Genomic DNA, 22426 nt, shown 5'->3' on the forward strand with positions numbered 1-22426 from the left:
CGGCGGTGCCGATCGCCGATCCGGCACGGCGCCTGCAGAAGCGCCCGGTCTCGAACGACGAGATCAAGAGCCCGATCCGCCCGGCCGACTACGTCCCGCCCGTGCGCCAGTACCGCGAGGTCTCCCCGGGACACGCCGTCATGATCTGGGGCGAGGAATGGGACGCAAAGCCACACATCGCACTCGTCGCGTGAGGGAGCCTCCGGGCCGGGCACCCGAGGGGTCGGGTTAATCCCTCTGACCAGGAGGCGCGGCCGATCGCCAGTTGGCATGCCGGGCCGTCTCGGCCTATGCGGGTGCTGAACCCATTGGCCGCCGGACGATCATGCGCATCTGGATCAGGAACCCGCTCGCCATCGTCGCGGAGCATGCCGGCGGCGGGATCGTGGTCGAGGACGGGGTGATCGTCGAGCTGGTCGCGAGCGGCGGCTATCCGGCGCTGCCGGTGACGGAGAGCTTCGACGCGTCGGGCCATGTCGTGCTGCCGGGGCTGGTCAACACGCATCACCATTTCTACCAGACGCTGACCCGCGCCCATCCGGCGGCGATCGATCGCGAGCTCTTCCCCTGGCTGAAGGCGCTCTATCCGCTCTGGGCCCGGTTGCGGCAGGAGGATCTGCGGTTGGCGGTGCGTGCCGCGCTGGTCGAGCTCATGCTGTCCGGCTGCACCATGGCGGCCGACCATCACTATCTCTATCCGGCGGGTCTGGAGAATGCGGTCGACATCGCGGTGGAGGAGGCGGCCGCGCTCGGCATCCGCGTCACCATCTCGCGCGGCTCGATGAACCTGTCGCAGAAGGATGGCGGGCTGCCGCCCGACGAGGTCGTGCAGGACGAGGAGACGATCCTCGCCGATTGCGAAAGGGTGCTCGGCCTGTTCCACGACCCCCGGCCGGGCAGCATGGTGCAGATCGCGCTCGCGCCCTGCTCGCCCTTTTCGGTGACGCGGTCGCTGATGGCGGCCTCGGCGGAACTGGCGACGCGCTTCGACGCGCCGCTGCATACCCACCTCGCCGAGACGCAGGACGAGGAGGCCTATTGCCGCGAGGTCTACGGGGTGCGCCCGCTCGACCTGCTCGAGGAGGCCGGCTGGCTGCGCCCCAAGACATGGCTGGCGCACGGCATCCACTTCTCCTGCGAGGAATGCGAGCGGCTCGGCCGCGCCGGCGTCGGCGTCTGCCATTGCCCGACCTCGAACGGCGTGCTCGCCTCCGGCTTCTGCAGGACGCGCGAGCTCGAGGCGGCAGGGGCGCCGCTCGGTCTCGGCGTCGACGGCTCGGCCAGCAATGACGGCTCGAACCTGATGGAGGAGTTGCGCCACGCCCTCCTGATCAACCGGCTGCACTACAGGAGCGCCAGCGCGGTGACGGCGCGCGACACGATCCGCTGGGCGACCGAGGGCTCGGCGCGCTGCCTCGGCCGCGACGACATCGGGCGCATCGCGGTCGGCCTGCAAGCCGACCTCGCCCTCTACAGGCTCGACGAACTGCGCTTCTCGGGCGCGCACGACCCGGTCGCGGCGCTGGTGCTGTGCGGGGCGAGCAGAGCCGACCGCGTCATGGTCGCGGGGCGCTGGCGGGTGATCGACGGGGTGATCCCAGGCCTCGACCTCGCCTCGCTGCGCCGCGCCCACGGGCTCGCGGCGGAGCGTTACGCCTGAACCTTCCGGGGCGCCGTCTTTCCGGGGCGCTGCGGAGCAGCGAGCCCGGAATCCGTGAACACGGACACAGCGAGAGGGGACTCGCGGTGGCGATCTGTTTTCGTCAACGCCAGTGGGATCTGGCCTCTTCGCTGCGCGAAGCCCCGCAAAGACGGCGCGGTCGCCCGGGACGGCCCGGAGCTATTCGAGCGCTGGAAGCGGAGAAGGCTCGGGCCGCATCAGCGGCTTCAGGAAACCCGTCAGGTCGTCGGTGACGAAATGGACATGGCCGGCCTCGACCGCGGTCTGCTCCCAGGCCTCGCGGAAGGGGTCGGGCGTGCGCGGCACGATCAGCACCGTCTTCATGCCGAGGGCGCTGGGGACGACGAGATTCTTCTCGATGTCCTCGAACATCGCGGCCCGCGCCGGGTCGATCGCGTGCTTGGCGAGGAACGCCTCATAGGTCGCCTGTTCGGGCTTGGGCAGGAAGCCAGCGGCGACGATGTCGAAGATATCCTCGAAATGGTGAAGGATGCCGAGCTTGCCGGCGACGTTCTCGGCATGGCCGCGCGAGCCGTTGGTCAGGATCAGCTTGCGGCCGGGCAGCGCCGCGATCGCCTCGCCGAGGTCCGGATTCGGATCGAGCAGGGTCAGGTCGATCTGGTGGGCGAAGTCGAGGAAATCGTCGGGATCGACGCCGTGCTCCTCCATCAGCCCCTTCAGCGTCGTGCCGTAGCGCTGGTAGTAATACTTCTGCAGCGCCCGCGACGACAGGCCGTCGAGGCCGAAGAGCTCGCTCAGGAACAGGGTGATCCGCTCGTCGACCTGGGGCCAGACCTTCGCCTCATGCGAATAGAGCGTGTTGTCGAGGTCGAAAATCCAGTGGTCGACATGGCCGAACGCCGCCTGCTCCGGCAGGAGCGGGATGGCGGCGGAGATTGGTGCGTTCTGGTTCATCGGGGCATGTCATGTGGGGCGCGCCATCATGACATGCAAGATGCTTGCAAAACGGTTGCGACGGCGAGGAGCGCGTCATGCTCGGGCTCGCCCCGAGCATCTCCTGCCGGAAGAGGCACCGATCGGCGCTTCCCTGTCGGGAGATTCTCGGGTCTGCGCTCCGCTCCGCCCGAGAATGACGGCCGCCTTCACTTGCGGATGATCGTGCCCGAGCCGGTGTCGGTGAAGAGCTCGATCAGCGCCGCATGCGGGACCTTGCCGTCGAGGATGACGACGGCCTCGACGCCCTTCTCCAGCGCGTAGATGCAGGTCTCGATCTTCGGGATCATGCCGCCTGAAATGGTGCCGTCGGCGATCAGGCGCCGGCATTCCTCGACGGTGAGCTCCGGGATCAGCTTCTTGCCCTTGTCGAGCACGCCCGGCACGTCGGTGAGCAGCAGCAGGCGCTTGGCGCCGAGGGCGCCCGCGATCGCGCCGGCGAAGGTGTCTGCATTGACGTTGTAGGTCTGGCCGTCGGCGGCGGCGCAGACCGGCGCCAGCACCGGGATGAGCTCTTCCTTGAGGATCGCCTGGAGGACCGTGGTGTCGACCTTGTCGGGCTCGCCGACGAAGCCGAGGTCGAGCACCTGCTCGATCTTCGAATCGGGATCGACGATGGTGCGGGTCGCCTTCTTGGCGATCACCATGTTGCCGTCCTTGCCGCACAGGCCGATCGCCTTGCCGCCCTCGCGCGAGATGTAGCCGACGATCTCCTTGTTGACCGAGCCGGCCAGGACCATCTCGACCACGTCGACGGTGGCGGCGTCGGTGACGCGCAGGCCCTGCTTGAACTCCGACTTGATGCCGAGCTTGTCGAGCATGCGGGCGATCTGCGGGCCCCCGCCATGGCAGACCACCGGCTTCAGGCCGGATTGCTCGAGCAGCACCACGTCCTCGGCGAAATCCTCGGCGGTGGCGGCGTCGCCCATGGCGTTGCCGCCGTATTTGATCACGATCACCTCCTGGTCGTAGCGCTGCATGTGCGGCAGCGCCTGGACGAGCAGGTCGGCGGCTTGCGAGGGCGTGAGGTTGTGAGGGGCGTTCATCGGCAGGCTCCGCGAAGGCGCAGGGGCAGCCGCGCCGCGCCGCGTTCTAGCCGAAGACGGAGACTGGCGGAAGCGCGCAGCCGCGCCGTCAGGGCCGCCTGGCGAACAGGGCCGAGAGCGCGAGCCCGAGCCAGCCGGCGAGCATCATGAAGCCGCCGGCCGGAGCGGCGCCGATGAACAGGCGCTCGCCACGGAAGCCGCGCACGGCGAGATCGGCGGCGAAGAGGGCGGCGCCGAGGATCAGCAGCGAGATCGCGAGGCGCGCCGGCCAGTCCGCGAGCAGGTCGGCGCGGCGCGCCGTGCAAGCGGCGATCGTGGCGGAGGCATGGAAGAGCAGCATCTGCCCGGCGATCTGGACGGTGTCGGGGCTGCCCGTATGGGTGCCCGCCGCGAGCAGCATCACGCCGGCGAGCCCCATCAGCATGGCGAGGGTGAGGTGGATGCGGGTCGCGGTGATCATGACGGGTCCGTATGGTTGGCCGGAAGGCGTGCGCGTGCGGGCGAGCAGACGCCGCGGCTGCCGGCGCGGTCAAGCGGGCGGGGCTGTGGCATCCTGCTCCAGCCCGGGGTTCAGCGCCGGCCGGGCGCGGTACGGCTGAGCGGCGTCGACGGTGCCGGCGCCGAGCCGTGGCGGCTCTGATGCTCGAGCTCGGCATTCAGCTCGGCGCCGGCGAGCACGATGGTCGCGGAGAGCCAGAGCCAGGTCATGAACACGACGATGGTCGCGAGCGAGCCATAGGTCGCGGTGTAGCGGCCGAGCGTGCTGACATACCAGGAGAAGCCGATCGAGGCGGCGAGCCAGAGCAGCGCCGCGGCGATGGCACCGGGCAGAACCCAGGCGAAGCGGGGCGGCTTGCGATTCGGGCCGATCCAGTAGAGGCAGCCGATCGCGACCGTGCCGACCAGGAAGAAAGCCGGCCAGCGCAGCCAGCGGATAGCGACCTCGAGCTCGTGCCCGAAGGGGAAGAGGGCGGTGACCACCGGCAGGCTCGCGATCAGCGAGAGCGCCAGGATCAGGACGACGAGCGCGCTCAGTGTGGTCGCCAGCGAGACCAGGTTGAGGCGGATGAAGCCGCGGCGCTCGCGCACGCCATAGATGATGTTGAGCGCATCGAAGGCCGCTTTCATCGCGGCGTTGGCGCTCCAGATGGCGACGAGGAAGCCGATCAGGACGGTCAGCGAGAGGTCGGTCACGTCACGGGCGGAGAGCCTCACCGCCTGCTCGCGGATCAGCTCGCGCGCCGCCTGCGGCAGGAGGATGGTGACGTCGTCGAGCTGGCCGACGATCGTCGCGGGATCGGTCAGCCCGCCATAGAGCGTCACCAGCAGCGAGAGCGCCGGCACCAGCGAGAGCAGGGTGAAGAAGGCGACCGCGCCGGCGAGGGAGAGCACGCGCGCTTCCTGGATGCGGACACCGAAACGCAGCAGCACATCCTTCCAGCCGCGCCAGGGCAGGGCGATCGGGCTCGCGGCGCCGCGCCCGCGCCGCGCCTGGCGCATCGGCTCGCCGAACCGGCGCGAGACCAGGCCGTGGACGTAGCCGGCAGCCAGGGCCGCGAGGCCGGCGGCGCTGGTCAATCGCTTGAAATAGGCCATGTCACGCTCCGGCAGGGGGCGGCCACCCGAGAGCCGGATCCGATCAGACTGAAGCAATCCGAGCGGTGAATCCGTCTCTCAGTTTTTAGTTTGGAGACCACTTTACCGGTCAGCCTGCGGTGCAAGCCGATCGGAACGGGCTCCAGACCGCCCCGTCGCGCTGCCAACGTCGCGCTGCGCGCTTTCGTTCCGGACGGCGGGCCGGCGGCGGGCCGCTTAGCGGTTCGTTAACCTTAACATTTTCATAATCCCACTCCTGACGCCACTGCGCTTCCAGCCGGGGCAGCCGCCCGGAAGCGCCATCGTTCGAGCCGAGATGTCGATGAAGACGCCCCTGAAAGCCGCCGTCGCGGCCATTGCCCTGATGAGCGGCGGTGCCTCCCTGGCGGCGGACATGCCGAGAAGGGGCCTTCTGCCGCCGGCACCGGAGCTGCCGACATTCTACGATTGGAGCGGGATCTATGTCGGCGGCCAGGTCGGCTATTCCTGGGGCTCCGACCGGGCGAGCGAGTTCGCCACCGCCGGCCGCCTGCCGCTCGGCCGCTCCTTCGACTACAGCCCGTCCTCCTTCATCGGCGGCGCCCGTCTCGGCTTCAACTACCAGCTCGGCGCGGTCGTGCTCGGCGTCGAGGGCGACATAGAGGGCCTGAACGCCCATGCCGGGCAGGGCGATGCCGGCGGCACCGTCCGCGTGCGGCAGAGCTGGCAGGGCTCGGTGCGCGCCCGCCTCGGCTACAGCCTCGACCGCATCCTGGTCTACGCCACGGCCGGCGCGGCCTTCAGCAAGCTCGAATACACCTATGCGAGCCCGCTCGCCGGCCTGAGCGAGACGATCAACGCCTCAAGGACCGGCTGGACGGTCGGCGGCGGCGTCGACTATGCGCTGACCGACAGGCTGATCCTCGGCATCGACTACCGCTATACCGACTATGGCCGGTTCGACCATGTCGGCCTGAGCGCCTATCTCGGCCGCACGGTCGAGCACGAGCCGTCCGCGCATGCGGTGCGCGCCAGCCTCGCCTACAAGTTCTGACGCCGACCGGCTCAGGTTCGCAGCATGAACGGCTCGAACCTGGCGCTCTCGTCGATCACCTTGCCCGCGATCATGAAGATGCCGCCGCCGGTGTAGTGCAGCGTCTTCGGATGCAGCGGGCGCGGCGCGACATGCGCCTTCACCACTTCGAGAATGAAGAGGTCGTAGCGCTCGATCATCGCCTCGTCGTGGACGCGGCATTCGAAGCAGGCATGGCACTCCCCGATCAGCGGCGCCTTGACGGCGTGCGCCCGCTGCGCCGTCAGCCCGAACTTCGCGAACTTGTCGATGCTCGCGCCCGAGCAGTTGCCGATGCCGATCACCTGATCGGTCAGCCTGGTCGTCGGCAGGTTGATGACGCATTCGCCGCTGTCACGGACCATGCGGTGGCTGTGATTGCCGCTGGAGATCAGGCAGGCGAGAAGCGAAGGCGAGAATTCCAGCACCATGTGCCAGCCCATGGTCATGATGTTGTTCCTGCCGCGATGGCGCGAGGAGACCAGCACGACCGGGCCGGGCTCGAGATATTGCCGGACGCGGCCGACCGGGAAATCCTCCTTGCTGACCACTTTCGCCATCTGAGCCTCCGGCCCCGGTGCTCGCCGCCCGACGATGGAAGCACGGACCGTGCCGCCGGTTCCTTCACGAGACGGCGAGCGCTCAGCCCGCCTTGCGGAGCGGCTCAGCGGCGTTGCGCTCCTCCGGGACCGAGGATGCTCCGGCGACGGACGTGCGGCCGAAGAGCCGCTTGCCGAACACGTTGAGAACCAGGCCGACGATAATCAGGGCCGAGGCGAGAAGTTTCCATGGCTGAACGTCTTCCCCGAGCAGGACCGCGGATCCGAGAAAGCCGAACACCGGAACGAGGAGGGTGAAGGGAGCCACCGTCGCCACCGGATAGAGCGACAGCAGCCGGCTCCAGGCGCCGAAGCCGAACAGGGTCGAGATGTAGACGAGATAGGCGATCGCGGCGAGGGAGATCCAGTCGAGCCCGACGAAGCTCGCCGCCAGGCCTTGCGGATCGACGGCAAGGGCCGTCGCGAGCAGCGGCGGGATGGCGAACAGGCTGCCCCAGCACACCAGGCCGAGCATGTTGATGGCGCCGTGCCTGGTCGAGATCACGCGGGAGACGATGTTGCCGCCGCCCCAGGCTGCGGCAGCAAGCAGCAGCATCAGCAGGCCGGCCATGGTGACGTCGCCGCCGATATTGGCCGCGACGACGGCAATGCCGCCAAAGGCGCACAGCGCTCCGAGCAACTGCCATCGCGTCGGCCGCTCCGACAGGATCAGGATCGCGAAGCCGATGGTGAAGAAGACCTGCAATTGCAGGACGAGCGACGACAGGCCGGCACTCACGCCGAGTTTCATACCGGTGAAGAGGAGGCCGAACTGCAGCGCGAAGATGAGCAGACTGTAGAGCGCGAGCGAGGACAGCGGGATCTGCGGGCGCCGGATGAAGAAGATCCAGGGGAAAGCGGCCAGGACGAAGCGGACGACGCCGAGGCCGAGCGGCGAGATCTGACGCAAGCCGAGCTTGATGACCGCGAAGTTGACGCCCCAGAAGAAAACGATCGCGAGCGCGAGCAGAAGATGGCGCGGTTTCATGGAATCTCGCGAGAAAGGGCCTTCCAGGAGGATTTGTGCGCTTTCGAATCGCAAAGATCCGCCTGCTGTTCGGCTTATCGCATGTTTCTCGGACGAGCTGGCGCTTCCATCCCTCGGGAATGCATCAGCCCGCCTTTCTGAACATGCCGGGCGTGATGCCGTGCACCGCGCGGAAGCTGCGCGAGAGATGGCTCTGGTCGGCGAAGCCGGCGGCGAAGGCGGCGTCGGCCAGGCTGGATCCTTCCCGGATCAGCCGGTTGGCGCGGCGCAGGCGACGGTCGCGGATGAAGGCGGCCGGCGTCGAGCCGGTGATCCTCTTGAAGTCGCGGATGACCTGGAAGCGGGTGACGCCGGCGGCCGTGGCGAGGCTCTGCAGGTCGAGCTCGCCGGCGAGCCCGGCCTCGATCACCTCCCTATAGCGCGAAAAACGGCGCTGCGCGCCGGAACGGGCGAGCGGCTCGGCGGCACGATCGCTGTCCCCATGCCGCAGGATCAGATGGCGCAGCGCGGTCAGCAGGGAGGCTTCGGCGCGGGTCGCATCGAGGGCGGTCGATTCCGCATGAGCCGCGGCGAGGAGCCCGGAGAGCTCGGCATCCTCGATCAGCGCCTGCGGAAACAGCGGCTGCGGCGGCTGGCCGAACCCGGCTGCGACATCCGACAGCAGTGCGACGGAGGGGTAGAAGGTGCGGTAGGCCCAGCCCTGCTCGGCGCCGGCCTCGCCGTCATGCCATTCCTCGGGATTGACGACGAGCACCGAGCCCGCCGGAGCCAGCACCTCCCGCCGGCCGATGCGCACGCGCTCGCAGCCCTCGGTGATCAGCGCGATGACATAGCCGTCATGGGTGTGGCGGTCATAGCGATGCTCGCGGAAGCGCGCCGCGAGCAGGCCGAGATCGCGGAAGGCGGCGTGGCGCCAGAACTCCTGCCTTTCCGGTCTGCGCTCGATCATGGGTCAATCTGGTTCAAGACGCTGTCCGCCCCGCTCTCCTAAGCCTGAGCACGGACAGGAGAGAGCCATGCTGCACAATGACCCGATCGCCGCGCTGACGCCAGAGGTGGTCGCCTGGCGCCATCACATCCACGCCAATCCCGAGCTCGGCTTCCAGGAAGTCGAGACCGCGCGCTTCGTCGCCGCCAAGCTGCGCTCCTTCGGTCTCGAGGTGCAGGAGGGTATCGGCGGCACCGGCGTCGTCGGCACGCTGCGTTCAGGCTCCGGCACGCGCGCCATCGGCCTGCGCGCCGAGCTGGATGCGCTGCCGGTGGTCGAGCGCACCGGCCTGCCCTATGCCTCGAGGAAGGACGGCGTGATGCATGCCTGCGGCCATGACGGCCATAGCGCCATGCTGCTGGGGGCGGCCAAGCTCCTGAGCGAAACGCCGGATTTCGACGGCACCGTCCATTTCATCTTCCAGCCGGCCGAGGAGAACGAGGGCGGCAGCATGAAGATGATCGAGGCCGGGCTGTTCGAGCGCTTTCCGGTCGAGGCGGTCTATGCCGTGCACAATTGGCCGGGTGTGCCTTTCGGCACGATCGCGGCCCGTGCCGGGGCGCAGATGGCTGCGGTCGACAATTTCGAGCTGCGCTTCTCCGGAGTCGGCGCCCATGTCGCCATGCCGCATCTCGGCGACGATCCGATCCTCGCCGCCGGGGCCTTCATCCAGAGCGTGCAGCGCATCGTCGCGCGGGCCGTCGACCCGCAGACGCCGCTCGTCGTCAGCCTGACGCAGGTCCATGGCGGCAATGTCGGCAATATCGTGCCGAAGGAGGTCTGGCTGCAGGGCACCTGCCGCTTCTTCGATCCGGCGCTGTCGGATCACTGCGAGGCGCTGCTCGGCGAGATCGCGCAGGGCATCGCCGCGGCGCACGGAGTCTCCGCCGCGCTCGACTACAGGCGCGGCTATCCGCCGGTGGTCAACACGGCCGAGGCGGCGGCGCTGGCGGCGCGGGCCGCGGCCGTCGCGGTCGGGCCGGAGAACGTCTCGACCGCATTCAAGCCGAGCCTGGGCTGCGAGGACTTCGCCTTCATGATCCGCGCCGCTGGCGGCTGCTATGCCTGGGTCGGCGCCGGCGAGGTCGGGCCGGGCGAGGGTCTGCATGGCGACCGCTACGTGTTCAACGACGCGATCGTTCCGCATGTGCTGCGCTACTGGACGAGCCTCGTCGCCTGCGCGCTGCCGAAGGCCGCGCCATGACCGCGCATGTCCCGGCCCGCCGGATGATCGAGCGCCGCCAAGGCGGGCGCATCCTGCTCGACGGCCTCGAGACGATCATGCTCGGCGCCAACGACTATCTCGGCCTCTCGACCGACGAGCGCGTGCTGGCGGCGACCAATGAGGCGCTGCGGCTCTATGGCAGCGGCACAGGCATCTACCCGGTCTTCGCGACGACGCCGCTGCACGAGGCGCTGGCCGACAACCTCGCCTCCTTCCTCGGCGTCGAGGCGGCGGCGCTGTTCTCCTCCGGCGGGAGCGCCAATGCGGGCGTGCTGACGACCCTGGTCGGGGCCGGCGACGTCATCATCTCCGACCGGCTGAACCATGCCAGCATCATCGACGGCTGCCGGCTGAGCCGGGCCGAGGTCGAGACCTATGAGAACCGCAATGTCGCCGGCCTGCGGCAGGCGCTGGAAGCGACGCGGCGGGCGAAGCGACGCCTGATCGTCACCGACGGCATCTTCAGCATGGAGGGCGGGGCGGCACCGCTCGCCGGGATTCGGTCGCTGGCGCAGGAGTTCGACGCGCTGCTGCTGATCGACGAGGCGCATGCGACCGGCGTGGTCGGGCCGGATGGCACCGGTACTGCGCCTCTGTGCGGCCTTTCCAATCGCGGCCCGGACATGCTCCTGACCGGCTCGCTGTCGAAGGCGCTGGGCGGCGCCGGCGGCGGCTTCGTCGCCGGGCCGCGCCCGCTGATCGAGCGGCTCAAAGCCCAGTCGCGCAGCTGGATCTTCACCATGGGCCTGACGACGGCGAATGCGGCGACGGCGCTGACGGCGCTGAAGATCTGCCGCGACGATCCCGGCCCGCGCGAGCGGCTCTGGCGCAATGTCGCGCATCTGCGCGAGGCGCTGCGCTTCCATGCGCTCGCCTGCCACGACAGCGACAGTGCCATCACCGCTGTGAAGATCGGCGGCGAGGAGCGGGCGCGGGCCATCGCGGCGCGGCTGGTGCGGGCCGGCGTCTTCGCCCCGGCGGTCGCCTTTCCGATCGTCGCGCAGGGCCAGGCACGCCTGCGATTGCAGGTCAGTGCGGCGCATGAGACGGCCGAGCTCGACGAGGCGGCCGCCGCTTTGGCGACGGCGTTCGCCGAGACGGGTTGAGGTCAGCCAGCGGCGATCCAGCCTGTCGCGGATTGGCTCATGGCGCCCGCTCCCCCGCGACATGGAACAAATGCCGGATGTAGCGGTCGAGATGGTCGAGGCTTTCGCGCGCCAGATCCGCGTCGTTGCCGGCCTTGGCGAGGACGAAGCCGCCCTGGAGGACGGCCTGCGTGTGCCGGGCCAGGCTCGCGGCGGTCCAGCTGGTCGTCTCGATGCCGTGGTCGCGGCGGGCCTGCTCGATATCGGCCTCCAGCGTCGCGGCATGGCCTAAGATGCTGCGCCCGCAGGCGTCGCGGATATCCGGCGCGCTGGCGTGGACCTCCTGCGCCATGGTCCCGACGAGGCAGGTGAATTCGGCGAGGTCGCCGGCGATCATCGCCCTGCGGAAGGCGACATAGGCGAGGACGCGGTCGAGCGCCTCGGCCGGCCGGTGATAGGGGGCGGCGGCGAAGAAGCCGGTGGTCTCCTGCTTCCAGAATGCGGCCGCGGCGACGCCGAGAGCCTCCTTGCTGGCGAAATGATGGAAGAAGGCGCCCTTGGTGACATCGGCGGCACGGCAGAGATCGTCGACGCTGGAGGCGGCGAAGCCCTTGGCGCGGATGACGTCCCGCGCCGCTTCGAGGAGCCGGTCGCGGGCATTGCCGCGTTCGGGCGATTGCTTGGTGGGCCGTGGCATGCGGCGATACGTACCATTTGGTTGGTATGCTGCAAGCGGTTTCGCGGCAGGGCAGCCCGGCGGCGGCCGTCGCTCCGGCGTCGCTGCATGGCCGCTGCGCAAGAACTGATTGGTCAGCCCCCGCCCGCGATGCCACAAGGTGTGTCAGCATGATCCGCCGGCAGCGAGAGGCCGGCTGCCACGGAGATCGAGATGGCCGAGATGAAGGTTGCGATCGTCACTGCCGGGGGCAGCGGCATGGGCGCCGCCGCGGCGAAGCGGCTGGCGCAGGATGGCTTCAAGGTCGCGATCCTGTCGTCCTCAGGCAAGGGCGAGGTCCTGGCCAAGGAGCTCGGTGGTCTCGGCGTCACCGGCTCGAACCAGTCGAACGAGGACCTGAAACGCCTGGTCGACGAGACCCTGGCGCGCTTCGGCCGGATCGACGTTCTGGTCAACAGCGCCGGTCACGGCCCGCGCGCGCCGATCACCGAGATCAGCGACGAGCAATGGCACACCGGGCTCGACGTCTACCTGCTGAACGTGATCCGGCCGGTGCGGCTGGTCGCGCCGATCATGGCGGCGCAGAAGGCCGGGGCGATCATCAACATCTCGACCGCCTGGGCCTTCGAGCCGAGCGCAATGTTCCCGACCTCGGCCGTGTTCCGCGCCGGGCTCGCCGCCTACACCAAGCTCTTCGCCGATCAGTTTGCCGCGCAGAACGTGCGCATGAACAATGTCCTGCCCGGCTGGATCGACTCGCTGCCGCAGACCGAGGAGCGCCGCGCCGGCGTGCCGATGCAGCGCTACGGCACCAGCGAGGAGATCGCCGCGACGATCGCCTTCCTCGCCTCGGACGGCGCCGGCTACATCACCGGCCAGAACCTGCGCGTCGACGGCGGCCTGATGCGCTCGCTGTAGCGGCACAGGTCGATCGCGACGAATGGAGCAGCGCGCATGACGGGCAAGGTCGACTGGGATGCGGACCAGTATCTGCGCTTCGAGGACGAGCGGACGCGGCCCTCGCTCGACCTGATCCAGCGGGTGCGCCTCGCCGATCCGCGGCGCTGCATCGATCTCGGCTGCGGCCCCGGCAACAGCACCGAACTGGTCGCCGCCCGCTTTCCGGGCGCGGTGGTGGAAGGCCTCGATTCCTCGCCCGACATGATCGAGAAGGCACGCAGGCGCCTGCCGCAGCTGTCTTTCACGTTGGCGAATCTCGACGAGTGGTCGGCTGACGACCGCTACGACCTGGTCTTCGCCAATGCCGTGCTGCAATGGCTCCCCGACCATGCCGCGCTGTTCGCGCGGCTCGCGCGGGCGCTGAGGCGGGGCGGAGCGCTCGCGGTGCAGATGCCGAACAACCTCGCCGAGCCCTCGCATGTTTCGATGGATGAAGCGGCTGCCGAGGGGCCGTGGGCCGGGCGCCTCGTCAATGCGCGGGGCTCGAAGGCGGTCATCGGCTCGTTCTCGGATTACCGACGCTGGCTGATGCAGGCCGGCTGCGAGGTCGAGATCTGGCAGACCACCTATGTCCATGCGCTCGCCGGTCACGACGCCATCGTCGCATGGTTCATGAGCACCGGCCTGAAACCCTATATCGATCCGTTGCCAGCCGGAGAGCGCGAGGCCTTTCTGGCCCGCTATCGCGAGAAGATCGCCGCCGCCTATCCGGTCGAGCCGGACGGCAAGGTGCTGCTGCGCTTCCCACGCCTGTTCATTCTGGCTGTGCGGAGCTAGAGCCGGCTCCGGTCAGATTGAATCAATCTGATCGGTGAATCCGTCTCTCGATTTTAGTTTGGAGCCCAAGTCAGTGCGCCCGGGCCTTCGCGCCGGCGAGCACGTCGTGCAGTGCAAGCTCGTGCGTCAGCGCATTGAAGGCGACATCGTCGATGTCGCCGCGCTTGAGAAGCTCGCGCAGGGCCTGCCGCTCCGCCGTCAGCGCGGCGCGGCGCAAGGTGCTCTCGGCGCTCTGCAACGCCGCAGCCTCCTCCCGTGGCGTCTGGCCGTCGTCGAGCAGAGCGAGGCGGCGCCGGTAGGTCGCGATCAGGCCTTCCGCCACGGCCTGGTCGACCGAGGCGGCCCCGTCGGTGCCGCCGCGATGAGCGATGCCTTCCAGCCTGGCGATCGCCGCCTCCGTGGCCACGATCCGTGCCCGCCGCATCTCGGTGGCGTGAGCAACGCCGTGGCCGCTCGCGAGCCCGCGCACGATCGGCGGCAGGCCGAGGCTGGCGAGCGCCAGCCAGAGCAGGATCACGCCGGCCGCCAGGAAGATCGCCACGTCCCGCGCCGGAAAGGGCGAGCCGTCGAGCGCGAGCACCGGCAGGGACAGCACGCCGGCGAGGGTGACGGCGCCGCGCACGCCGGCGATGGAGCCGGCCAGCCGCGTGCGCGCGGTGGTCCGGATCGCCTCGCGGCGCAGGCGCCGGGCGACGATGCGGCTCAGTGCGATGGCGACGGTGATCCAGAGAAAGCGCAGAACGATCAGGCAGAGCGTCAGCGCGACGACGATGCCGAGCGGCTGCCAGAACCAGTGCCAGCCGGTGAGCGCCGGCGGAGCGGTGCGGATGATCGCCGGCAATTGCAGGCCGAGCACCACGAAGAGGGCGCCGTTCAGGAGGAAGGCGAGCATCGTCCAGAACGAGTGGGCGAGCATGTAGGCGGAGACGCCGAGCTGGTTGGCCGTGCGCGTCCGCCCGACGGCCAGGCCGGCGACGACGGCCGCGAGCACGCCGGAGGCATGGACGGCTTCCGCGCCGAGAAAGGCGGCGAAGGGCAGGAGCATCACGACCAGCAGCTGCGCCTCCGGCGCGATCCGGTCGAACTTCGCCAGCAGCTTCAGGGCCCAGGAGACGATCACGATCGCCAGCAGCCCGGCGGCGATTCCGCCGGCGACCGCGACGACGAAGGCGAGCGAGGCCTGCCAGAGCGAGAAGCTTCCGGTCAGCGCGGCGGCAGTGGCGAAGCGGAAGATCACCAGGCCCGAAGCGTCGTTGAGCAGCGATTCGCCTTCCAGGACGTGCATCAGATCCTTGGGCACGCTCTCCTTGTCGACGATGGAGGACACTGCCACCGCATCGGTCGGCGACAGCACAGCGGCGAGCGCGAAGGCGACCGGCAGCGGCATGGACGGCACGAGCCAGTGCAGAGCGAGGCCGCAGCCGAGCGTGGTGAAGAAGACCAGGCCGAAGGCGAGCGACAGGATCGGACGCAGCAGCTTGCGGTATTCCCGCTTCGGCGCCTCCCAGGCATCGGCGAAGAGCAGCGGGGCGATGAAGAGCAGGAGGAAGAGCTCCGGCTCGATCGCGACATGGAAGCCGGCGGTCGGCCAGGCCAGCGCCGCGCCCAGCGCGATCTGGACGACGGGCAGCGGGACGATCCCGAGCAGCCGGGTCAGGGGCTGGGACGCCACCACGGCCATGACCAGGATCAGGATGAAGGTGAAGGTCTGCATTGGCTGCGCGGCCGGCGGTTCTTTCTGCGTCGGCCGCGAGCATTATCGTAATGGCATCCGGCGAGCCAAGCTCGCCGGATATGCCCTCATCATGTCTGGAACGCCTTTCGGTCGGGCTCGATCACGGAAAACGTCATTGCGAGGCGCATAGCTCTGAAGCAATCCAGCGGCGGCAGCGCTCCACGCCCCCTGGACTGCTTCGCTGCGCTCGCAAGGGCGGTGCGGCTTGCTAGAACGCGACCTTGTCGGCGCCCTTGAGCTGGAGCTGCTCGCGCGCGTCCTCCGGCGTCGCGATCTCGAGGCCGAGGCCCTCGACGATCATCCGCGCCGCCCTGACCTGATCGGCGTTCGACTTCGCGAACTGACCCGGCCCGAGCCAGAGCGAATCCTCGAGGCCGACGCGCAGATTGCCGCCCATCGAGACCGCCATCGCCGCGATCGGGAGCTGATGGCGGCCGGCGCCGAGCACCGACCAGTGATAGGCGTCGCCGAAGAGCCGGTCGGCGGTTCGCTTCATATGGGCGACGTCCTCGGGGTGGGGGCCGATGCCGCCGAGGATGCCGAAGACCGACTGGACGAAGAAGGGCGGCTTGACCAGTCCGCGATCGACGAAATGCGCCAGCGTGTAGAGATGGCCGATGTCGTAGCACTCGATCTCGAAGCGCGTGCCGTTCTCGGCGCAGGTGGTGAGGATGTTCTCGATGTCCTTGAAGGTGTTCTTGAAGATGCGGTCCTTCGAGCCTTCGAGATAGGGGTACTCCCAGTCGTGCTTGAACTCCTTGAAGCGGTTCAGCATCGGGTAGAGCCCGAAATTCATCGAGCCCATGTTGAGCGAGGCGACTTCGGGCTTGAAATGGGCGCAGGGCTGCAGGCGCTCCTCGACGCCCATGGTCGGAGCGCCGCCGGTGGTGATGTTGATGACGCAGTTCGAGCGCTGCTTGATCACCTTGAGGAAGGGCTCGAAGGCCTCGGGCGACTGGTCGGGCTGGCCGGTCTTCGGGTTGCGGGCGTGGACATGGACCAAAGCCGCGCCGGCCTCGGCCGCGCCGACGGCGGCATCGATGATTTCGTCGGGCGTCACCGGCAGATAGGGCGACATGGAGGGCGTATGGATCGCGCCGGTGACGGCGCAGGTGATGATGACTTTGCGGTTCTTGGCCATGCGATGATCCTTCGCTGATCCCTAAGTCCTGAAACTCACGCCGGCTTGCGCTTCGCGGCGCGCTTGTGCGCCTGCAGAGCGGCGAGCCGGCTGTCGCGCCAATCGCTGAGGCGCTTGACGCGGCTGGCGTCCTGGGCGCCACGCCAGTCGCGCATCACCTCGGCCACCGTCTCGGGCTTGAACGGATTGCCGAGCCCCTCCGAGGATTTGACCATGCGGTCGAGCGATTCCGAATAGCGTGCGCAGTAATCCGGGATCCCGCCCGGCGCATTGAGCTCGATCGTCTCGAACGGGCCCATGAACGACCAGCGCAGGCCGAGCCCGTCGCGGATCGTCTTGTCGACATCCGCGGCGCTGGCGACGCCCTCGCCGACCAGGCGGAAGGCCTCGGCCAGCAGCACCGCCTGCAGGCGGTTGAGCACGAAGCCGGGCTTTTCCTTGCGCAGCGTGATCGGCACCTGGCCGGCCTGCTCGTAGATGCGCCTGGCCCTGGCGACGACCTTCGGATCGGTCCAGGGCGCCGGGGCGAGCTCGACGATCGGGACCAGATGCGGCGGGTTGACGGGGTGGGCGACAAGGCAGCGGGCCCGCCCCTTCAGCGCCTCCGAGAAGGTCGAGGCCATGATGAAGGAGGTCGAGGACGCCAGGATCGCCGAGGTGGGGGCGAGCGCGTCCATCTGCGCGAACAATTCGCGCTTGGCCTCGACCGTCTCCGGCCCGTTCTCCTGCACCAGCGCGACGCCCTTCAGCGCGTCGGCGAGGTTCTTCGCGACGCGGATGCGGGCGAGCGAGCCCTTGGGGTCGTCGACGAGACCGTGGCCGGCGAGCTCCTTCAGGTTCCTGCCGATATGGGCGCGGGCGGCCTTGGCCGCTTCCGGCTTCACGTCGTGCAATGCGACCTCAAAGCCATGGCTGGCGAAGACGGTGGCCCAGGCGCGGCCGATCAGGCCCGAACCGACGATGGCGATCTTGGTCATGCGGCAGTGTCTCGGTTGATAGGATAGACGCGGGGAACCCATCACAGCCACAGCACCTGCCGCCGGAGCGCGAGGTCCTGGCTCAGCGCGCGCGAGGGGCCGATATGGGTGACCTGGCCGCGCTCGAGCACGACGGTGCGGTCGGAGAGCGCCAGCGCCAGGTCGAGATGGTGGTCGACGATGATGATGGCGATCTCCTTCCGGAGCTTGTCGAAAGCCTCGAACAATTCCTCGACCACGGCCGGCGCCAGGCCCTCGAACGGCTCGTCGAGCAGCAGCATCCTGGTATCGCCGGAGAGGGCGCGTGCCACTGCGACCATCTGCTGCTCGCCGCCGGAGAGATAGTCGGCCGGCGAATGCCAGCGCTCCCTGATGCGCGGGAAGAAGGCGAAGATCTTGTCGTCCTCCCAATGGCTGCCGTTGCCGGTGCGCCGGCGCAGGCGTCCGAGCTCCATATTGTCCCTGACGCTCATGCCGGCGAAGAGACCGCGCCCTTGCGGGACGTAAGCCACGCCGGCGCGGGCGATCCTGGCCGGCGGCAGGCCGGCGATGTCGTCGCCGGCGAGGCTGATCGAGCCGGAGGCGGGCGGCGCGATGCCGGTGATGGTCTTGAGCAGGGTCGACTTGCCGGCGCCGTTGCGGCCGAGCAGGGCAACGATCTCGTTCTCGTGCACGCCGAAGGAGACGCCGCGCAGGATGTGGCTCTTGCCGTAGAAGGTGTCGACGTTGTCGAGGCCGAGCAGGACCTTGTCGCCGGCGGCGCTCTCGCGCGGCTTCTCGGCCAGCGCATGGGCGCCGGAGCCGATATAGACCTCCTGCACCTTCGCGGAGGAGCGCGCGTCCTCGACCGTGCCGTCGACCAGCACCGAGCCCTCGTTCATCACGGTGACATGGTCGGCGATGGCGAAGACGCGGTCGATGTCGTGCTCGACCAGAAGCACCGGCAGGTCGGCCGAGATCGACTTGATCAGATTGCCGACACGCTCGCGCTCGGCCGCGGCGAGGCCGGCGAGCGGCTCGTCGAGCAGCAGCACGCGCGGGCTCGTGGCGAGGGCGAGGGACATGTCGAGCAGGCGTTGGCCGCCATAGCTGAGCGAACCGGCCTCGGCCCGCTCGATGCCGGCGAGGCCCATGGTCGCGATGAGCTGGCGGGTCTCGTCATTGACCTGGTCGAGGGCGCCGGCCGCCCGCCAGAGCCCGAAACGCTGAGGTGCGCGTGCCTGCACGGCGAGGCGGACATTCTCGGCGACGGAGAGCGCGGGAAAGAGATTGGTGATCTGGAAGGCGCGGCCGATGCCGGCCCGGGTGATCGCCTCGGGAGAGAGGCCGGCGATGTCGCGCTCGCGCAGGCGGACCTCGCCGCGATCCGGCCTGAACAGGCCCGAGATCAGGTTGAAGGCGGTGGTCTTGCCGGCGCCGTTCGGGCCGATCAGCGCATGCAGCTTGCGGTCGCGCAGCTGCAGATCGACATTCTCCACCGCCTTGATGCCACCGAAGCTCTTGGCGAGGCCGGTCGCGGTCAGGATGGTGCCGTCGCCGGCGTCCTGCGGCTTCATGAAGGCGGGGAGCTCGACAGCGCCGGCCTTGCGGGCCGACATCGCCGCATCCTCGGCCGCCGTCTTGCGGAAGGGCCCGAGCAGGCGCTGGCCGACGCCGACCAGCCCGTCCGGCGAGAAGACGATGAAGGCGACGAAGAGCAGGCCGAACCAGAACAGCCAGTTCTCGGTGACGCTGGAGAGATAGTCGCGGAAGACGACGAAGAAGAGCGCTCCGAGCGCAGGGCCAAGGAAGGAGCGCATGCCGCCGATCACCACCATCGCCAGGAGTTCGCCGGAGAAGGCGACCGAGATCGGCTCGGCCGAGGTCATGCGGTTGTTGAAGAGCAGGAGCGTGCCGGCCAGGCCCGTCAGCGCCGCCGAGATGGTGAAGGCGACGAGCTTGTAGCGGGTGGTGGCGTAGCCGAGGAAGCGGGCGCGCTGCTCGTTCTCGCGGATGGCGACGAGCACGGTGCCGACCGGCGAGCGGTGGAAGCGCCAGAGCCCGTAGACCACGGCGAAGCCGATGGCCGCGACGAGGACATAGAAGGGCAGGGCGGCCTCGAAATCGACGCCGGCGAAGAGCGGGCGCCTGATGCCGCCCAGGCCGTCCTCGCCGCCGGTGACCGAGGTCCAGCGGAAGGCGACCGAATAGGTCATCGCGGCGAGCGCCAGCGTCAGCAACGAGAAGTAGACGCCGCGCCGGCGCAGGATCAGCGCGCCGAAGGCGAAGGCGATCAGCGCGACGAAGGCCACCGCGAGCAGGATCGGCAAGGCGAACTGGCCGGGCAGCCAGTTGCGCTGGATCAGCCCCGCGGCATAGGCGGCGATGCCGAACCAGGCGCCATGGCCGAAGGAGACGAGCCCGGTCGTGCCGACGAGGATGTTCAGCGCCATGCAGGCGATGGCGAAGACGACGACCTCGGTGGCCGAGGTGGTGCCGAGCCCGACCGCATGCATCAGCGAGGGCAGCAGGCTGAGGCCGATGGCGGTAAGGGCGAGCGGGGCGTAGTCGCGTTGCGAGGGGGTCATTATGGCCTCACTCGAAGCGCTGGATGCGCTCGCCGAACAGGCCGCGCGGACGGAAGAGCAGGACGAGCAGCATCATCAGGTAGATCACCGCGGTCGACCATTGCGTCAGGCCGAGGCCGATGGTGACGCCCTTGACGAGGCCGACCATCAAAGCGGCGACGACGACGCCCCAGAACGAGCCGAGCCCGCCGATCACGACGACGACGAAGGCCGGGGTGATGATCTCCTGGCCCATGGCCGGATGGATCGAATAGATCGGCGCCAGCAGCACGCCGGCGAGACCGGCGAGGCCGATGCCGATGGCGGCGACCGTCATCATGTAGGGCTGCAGCGAGATGCCGAGCGCGCCGACCATGTCGGGGTTCTGCACGCCGGCGCGCACGACGCGACCGAAGGCGGTGCGCTGCAGCAGGAACCACAGGCCGAGCACGCAGGCGGCGGCGATCAGGATCAGCAGGGCGCGATAGCGCGAATAGATGAAGTCGCCGAGGAAGAGCTGGCCGCGCAGGGCCGGCGGGATCGAGAAGGAGAGCGGCGGGGCGCCGAAGATCATGCGCAGCGACTGCTCGGCGACCATGGCGAGGCCGAAGGTCAGGAGCAGGGAGAGGATCGGGTCGCGCCGGTAGAAGTGCCGGAACAGGCCGCGCTCGATGACGATGCCGATCAAGGCGACCAGCACCGGCGAGGCGACGATGGCGCCGCCGAAGCCGATATGCGGCGCCAGCACGATGGTGAGATAGGCGCCGATCGCATAGAAGGCGCCATGGGCCAGGTTGACGATGCCGCCGAGCGAGAAGATCAGCGACAGGCCGAGCGCGATCAGGAGGTAATAGACCCCGTCGAGCAGCCCGTTCAGCACCTGCTGGATGAAGAGGGTGAGCAAGGAATGGCCTTTGTTCGGGTTGCTGTTAGCGGCCCGAGGGGCGCGGGGAACCCTTCTCCCGTGTGGGAGAAGGGCAGGGATGAGGGCCTGCCCTTACCGATAAGGGGCGCAACGGTGCCGCTTCGCTTCGATGATTAGCGGCGGTCCCTCACCCCTGCCCCTCTCCCATCCGGGAGAGGGGTTGGCGCAGTGCCTGTGCGGAGGCGCTCGTCAGCTCATCTTGCAGACGGCTTCGTCGCCCTGGGTGGCGATGACCTCCATGTCCTCGTTCGGGCCGGGCACCGGCGGCGAGGAGGTGAAGAGGTCCCACTGGTTCTTGACCTGGGCCGCCGGCAGCGCGGTGATCGTGTACATCTCGCTGATGAGCTGGTGGTCGGAGGCGCGGAAATAGCCCTGACGGGGCTTCATCACGTCGAACTTCGCCCCCTTTTCGAGATGTTCGAGGATCTTGGCGGTGTCGGTCGACTTGGTCTCGGCCATCGACTGGGCCATGACCTTGACGCCGACATAGTCGCCCCAGGCCTGGTTCTCCGGCGGCTTGCCGTACTTCTTGGTGAAAGCGGCGACGAAGGCCTTGCTCGACGGCGTGTCGATCAGGTGGTGCCAGACGCAGGGCCAGACGCCGCCGAAATTGTCCTTGCCGGCGGCCCAGGCGAGGGCGGTGTCGAAGCCGAAGCCGGCGACCGGGAAGGAGAGGCCGAATTCGGCGTATTGCTTGAGGAAATTGGTGATCTGGTTGCCGGCGAGATTGGAGATGACGAGATCGGGCTTGGCGGCGCGGATCTCGAGCAGCAGGGCGGAGAAGTCGGTCGCGTCAGTCGGCACCAGCTTGTCGGCGGCGAACTGGCCGCCATTGGCTTCCATGAAGCGCTTGGCGACCTTGAGCAGGTCATGGCCGAAGGCGTAGTCGGCGGTGAGCGAGAACCATTTCTTGCCCTTGACCAGGCCCTGCGCCATCAGTGAGCGGCCGCAGCTCTTCACATACATCGAGTTCTGATGCTCGACATGGAACATGTAGCGGTTGCAGCTCTCGCCGCGCAGCGCGTCGGAATTGCCGCCGGTGTTGAGGAAGAGCGTCTTGTTGCGGGCGGCGACCTGCGAGATCGTCAGGCAGGAGGCCGACGAGATCTCGCCGATGATGCAGGCGACCTTGTCGCGCTCGATCATGCGCTCGGCCTTGGTCGAGGCGGTCTGCGGGTTGACCGAATCCTCCTTCAGCAATTCGAGCTTGCGGCCGTTGATGCCGCCGGCGGCATTGATCTCCTCGGCGGCGAGGTCGGCGGCCATGACGCCGTATTCGCCGAGCGGGCCGAGAAAGCCGGTGCGCGGCGTCAGATGGCCGAAGCGGATGGCGTCCGGCGTCTGCGCGAGGATGATCGCCGGGCTGGCGATCAGGCCGGTCGCCGTGACGCCGAGCCCGGCGAGCGTCTGACGACGCGAGAGGCCCCTGATCCTTGACTGTTCTGACATGCGTTCCTCCCAGAACTTTCCCGCGCG

At 68.7% G+C, this 22426-nt stretch carries 20 protein-coding genes and 1 pseudogene; 7 read left to right on the forward strand and 14 right to left on the reverse strand.

The window, feature by feature from the left end:
* Both CS1GBM4_RS20565 and CS1GBM4_RS20570 read left to right on the forward strand, forming a co-directional pair.
* A pseudogene (locus tag CS1GBM4_RS20565) lies at nt 1–194 on the forward strand (glutathione ABC transporter ATP-binding protein GsiA); the annotation flags it as partial.
* 131 nt (nt 195–325) lie between these two features.
* Entirely contained in the window at nt 326–1660 is a 1335-nt protein-coding gene (locus CS1GBM4_RS20570; protein ID WP_186420624.1) for an 8-oxoguanine deaminase, read from the forward strand.
* Nucleotides 1661–1840: 180 nt separating this feature from the next.
* Here the strand turns inward: CS1GBM4_RS20570 and CS1GBM4_RS20575 are convergent, their stop codons facing one another.
* The 4 genes from CS1GBM4_RS20575 to CS1GBM4_RS20590 form a co-directional block, all read right to left on the reverse strand.
* Nucleotides 1841–2596, reverse strand: coding sequence for a pyrimidine 5'-nucleotidase (locus tag CS1GBM4_RS20575; RefSeq protein ID WP_186420625.1), 756 nt, complete (start codon nt 2594–2596; stop codon nt 1841–1843).
* A gap of 188 nt (nt 2597–2784) precedes the next feature.
* On the reverse strand, nt 2785–3681 hold the full coding sequence (gene argB, locus CS1GBM4_RS20580) for an acetylglutamate kinase (protein WP_186420626.1): 897 nt from the start codon (nt 3679–3681) through the stop codon (nt 2785–2787).
* 88 nt (nt 3682–3769) lie between these two features.
* Complete coding sequence (locus CS1GBM4_RS20585; protein WP_186420627.1) at nt 3770–4141, reverse strand: DUF423 domain-containing protein; 372 nt, start codon at nt 4139–4141, stop codon at nt 3770–3772.
* A gap of 110 nt (nt 4142–4251) precedes the next feature.
* Nucleotides 4252–5277, reverse strand: a complete 1026-nt coding sequence (locus CS1GBM4_RS20590) for a YihY/virulence factor BrkB family protein (RefSeq protein ID WP_186420628.1) — start codon at nt 5275–5277, stop codon at nt 4252–4254.
* A gap of 322 nt (nt 5278–5599) precedes the next feature.
* On the opposite strand from CS1GBM4_RS20590, the gene CS1GBM4_RS20595 reads away from it, so the two are divergent.
* Complete coding sequence (locus CS1GBM4_RS20595) at nt 5600–6310, forward strand: outer membrane protein (RefSeq protein WP_186420629.1); 711 nt, start codon at nt 5600–5602, stop codon at nt 6308–6310.
* Nucleotides 6311–6321: 11 nt separating this feature from the next.
* On the opposite strand, the gene CS1GBM4_RS20600 is transcribed toward CS1GBM4_RS20595, so the two are convergent.
* The 3 genes from CS1GBM4_RS20600 to CS1GBM4_RS20610 form a co-directional block, all read right to left on the reverse strand.
* Nucleotides 6322–6888: a flavin reductase family protein gene (locus CS1GBM4_RS20600; RefSeq protein ID WP_186420630.1), complete on the reverse strand. Its 567-nt coding sequence runs from the start codon at nt 6886–6888 to the stop codon at nt 6322–6324.
* 82 nt (nt 6889–6970) lie between these two features.
* On the reverse strand, nt 6971–7915 hold the full coding sequence (locus CS1GBM4_RS20605; RefSeq protein WP_186420631.1) for an EamA family transporter: 945 nt from the start codon (nt 7913–7915) through the stop codon (nt 6971–6973).
* A gap of 124 nt (nt 7916–8039) precedes the next feature.
* On the reverse strand, nt 8040–8864 hold the full coding sequence (locus tag CS1GBM4_RS20610) for an AraC family transcriptional regulator (RefSeq protein WP_186420632.1): 825 nt from the start codon (nt 8862–8864) through the stop codon (nt 8040–8042).
* Between the two features lie 67 nt (nt 8865–8931).
* Here CS1GBM4_RS20610 and CS1GBM4_RS20615 point away from each other — a divergent pair, with 67 nt between their 5' ends.
* Together CS1GBM4_RS20615 and CS1GBM4_RS20620 are read left to right on the forward strand one after the other, a co-directional pair.
* Nucleotides 8932–10107, forward strand: a complete 1176-nt coding sequence (locus tag CS1GBM4_RS20615; RefSeq protein WP_186420633.1) for an amidohydrolase — start codon at nt 8932–8934, stop codon at nt 10105–10107.
* Nucleotides 10104–11234 carry an aminotransferase class I/II-fold pyridoxal phosphate-dependent enzyme gene (locus tag CS1GBM4_RS20620; protein WP_186420634.1) on the forward strand — a complete coding sequence of 377 codons (1131 nt, stop codon included), beginning with the start codon at nt 10104–10106 and terminating at the stop codon, nt 11232–11234. Before CS1GBM4_RS20615 ends, CS1GBM4_RS20620 begins: the two co-directional genes overlap by 4 nt.
* Nucleotides 11235–11271: 37 nt before the next feature.
* On the opposite strand, the gene CS1GBM4_RS20625 is transcribed toward CS1GBM4_RS20620, so the two are convergent.
* Complete coding sequence (locus tag CS1GBM4_RS20625; RefSeq protein WP_186420635.1) at nt 11272–11910, reverse strand: TetR/AcrR family transcriptional regulator; 639 nt, start codon at nt 11908–11910, stop codon at nt 11272–11274.
* A gap of 192 nt (nt 11911–12102) precedes the next feature.
* Here CS1GBM4_RS20625 and CS1GBM4_RS20630 point away from each other — a divergent pair, with 192 nt between their 5' ends.
* Nucleotides 12103–12807 (forward strand): SDR family oxidoreductase, encoded by a 705-nt coding sequence (locus CS1GBM4_RS20630; RefSeq protein WP_186420636.1) that lies wholly within the window; start codon nt 12103–12105, stop codon nt 12805–12807.
* 36 nt (nt 12808–12843) lie between these two features.
* Nucleotides 12844–13626: a trans-aconitate 2-methyltransferase gene (gene tam / locus CS1GBM4_RS20635; RefSeq protein WP_186420637.1), complete on the forward strand. Its 783-nt coding sequence runs from the start codon at nt 12844–12846 to the stop codon at nt 13624–13626.
* A 70-nt stretch (nt 13627–13696) separates the two neighbouring features.
* On the opposite strand, the gene CS1GBM4_RS20640 is transcribed toward tam, so the two are convergent.
* The 6 genes from CS1GBM4_RS20640 to CS1GBM4_RS20665 form a co-directional block, all read right to left on the reverse strand.
* The gene (locus CS1GBM4_RS20640; protein ID WP_186420638.1) at nt 13697–15340 is read right to left on the reverse strand and encodes a Na+/H+ antiporter; all 1644 of its coding nucleotides are present in this window, start codon (nt 15338–15340) and stop codon (nt 13697–13699) included.
* Between the two features lie 229 nt (nt 15341–15569).
* Nucleotides 15570–16502 (reverse strand): 3-keto-5-aminohexanoate cleavage protein, encoded by a 933-nt coding sequence (locus CS1GBM4_RS20645; RefSeq protein ID WP_186420639.1) that lies wholly within the window; start codon nt 16500–16502, stop codon nt 15570–15572.
* Nucleotides 16503–16537: 35 nt separating this feature from the next.
* Nucleotides 16538–17479 (reverse strand): 3-hydroxyacyl-CoA dehydrogenase, encoded by a 942-nt coding sequence (locus CS1GBM4_RS20650; protein WP_186420640.1) that lies wholly within the window; start codon nt 17477–17479, stop codon nt 16538–16540.
* A gap of 41 nt (nt 17480–17520) precedes the next feature.
* Nucleotides 17521–20046 (reverse strand): branched-chain amino acid ABC transporter ATP-binding protein/permease, encoded by a 2526-nt coding sequence (locus CS1GBM4_RS20655; RefSeq protein ID WP_186420641.1) that lies wholly within the window; start codon nt 20044–20046, stop codon nt 17521–17523.
* A gap of 7 nt (nt 20047–20053) precedes the next feature.
* Nucleotides 20054–20929, reverse strand: coding sequence for a branched-chain amino acid ABC transporter permease (locus CS1GBM4_RS20660; protein ID WP_186420642.1), 876 nt, complete (start codon nt 20927–20929; stop codon nt 20054–20056).
* 210 nt (nt 20930–21139) lie between these two features.
* On the reverse strand, nt 21140–22399 hold the full coding sequence (locus tag CS1GBM4_RS20665) for an ABC transporter substrate-binding protein (RefSeq protein ID WP_186420643.1): 1260 nt from the start codon (nt 22397–22399) through the stop codon (nt 21140–21142).
* Between the last annotated feature and the right edge of the window lie 27 nt (nt 22400–22426).

Source organism: Allobosea sp. CS1GBMeth4 (genome assembly GCF_900185715.1).
GTDB lineage: Bacteria > Pseudomonadota > Alphaproteobacteria > Rhizobiales > Beijerinckiaceae > Allobosea.

Bases quoted from the DNA above. Each gene is read 5' to 3' on its own strand.
- CS1GBM4_RS20605 (WP_186420631.1), bottom strand. From the start codon at position 7,915: ATGAAACCGCGCCATCTTCTGCTCGCGCTCGCGATCGTTTTCTTCTGG.
- CS1GBM4_RS20585 (WP_186420627.1), bottom strand. From the start codon at position 4,141: ATGATCACCGCGACCCGCATCCACCTCACCCTCGCCATGCTGATGGGG.
- argB (WP_186420626.1), bottom strand. From the start codon at position 3,681: ATGAACGCCCCTCACAACCTCACGCCCTCGCAAGCCGCCGACCTGCTC.
- CS1GBM4_RS20665 (WP_186420643.1), bottom strand. From the start codon at position 22,399: ATGTCAGAACAGTCAAGGATCAGGGGCCTCTCGCGTCGTCAGACGCTC.
- CS1GBM4_RS20600 (WP_186420630.1), bottom strand. From the start codon at position 6,888: ATGGCGAAAGTGGTCAGCAAGGAGGATTTCCCGGTCGGCCGCGTCCGG.
- tam (WP_186420637.1), top strand. From the start codon at position 12,844: ATGACGGGCAAGGTCGACTGGGATGCGGACCAGTATCTGCGCTTCGAG.
- CS1GBM4_RS20610 (WP_186420632.1), bottom strand. From the start codon at position 8,864: ATGATCGAGCGCAGACCGGAAAGGCAGGAGTTCTGGCGCCACGCCGCC.
- CS1GBM4_RS20640 (WP_186420638.1), bottom strand. From the start codon at position 15,340: ATGCAGACCTTCACCTTCATCCTGATCCTGGTCATGGCCGTGGTGGCG.
- CS1GBM4_RS20620 (WP_186420634.1), top strand. From the start codon at position 10,104: ATGACCGCGCATGTCCCGGCCCGCCGGATGATCGAGCGCCGCCAAGGC.
- CS1GBM4_RS20630 (WP_186420636.1), top strand. From the start codon at position 12,103: ATGGCCGAGATGAAGGTTGCGATCGTCACTGCCGGGGGCAGCGGCATG.
- CS1GBM4_RS20590 (WP_186420628.1), bottom strand. From the start codon at position 5,277: ATGGCCTATTTCAAGCGATTGACCAGCGCCGCCGGCCTCGCGGCCCTG.
- CS1GBM4_RS20650 (WP_186420640.1), bottom strand. From the start codon at position 17,479: ATGACCAAGATCGCCATCGTCGGTTCGGGCCTGATCGGCCGCGCCTGG.
- CS1GBM4_RS20655 (WP_186420641.1), bottom strand. From the start codon at position 20,046: ATGACCCCCTCGCAACGCGACTACGCCCCGCTCGCCCTTACCGCCATC.
- CS1GBM4_RS20575 (WP_186420625.1), bottom strand. From the start codon at position 2,596: ATGAACCAGAACGCACCAATCTCCGCCGCCATCCCGCTCCTGCCGGAG.
- CS1GBM4_RS20570 (WP_186420624.1), top strand. From the start codon at position 326: ATGCGCATCTGGATCAGGAACCCGCTCGCCATCGTCGCGGAGCATGCC.
- CS1GBM4_RS20645 (WP_186420639.1), bottom strand. From the start codon at position 16,502: ATGGCCAAGAACCGCAAAGTCATCATCACCTGCGCCGTCACCGGCGCG.
- CS1GBM4_RS20615 (WP_186420633.1), top strand. From the start codon at position 8,932: ATGCTGCACAATGACCCGATCGCCGCGCTGACGCCAGAGGTGGTCGCC.
- CS1GBM4_RS20595 (WP_186420629.1), top strand. From the start codon at position 5,600: ATGAAGACGCCCCTGAAAGCCGCCGTCGCGGCCATTGCCCTGATGAGC.
- CS1GBM4_RS20625 (WP_186420635.1), bottom strand. From the start codon at position 11,910: ATGCCACGGCCCACCAAGCAATCGCCCGAACGCGGCAATGCCCGCGAC.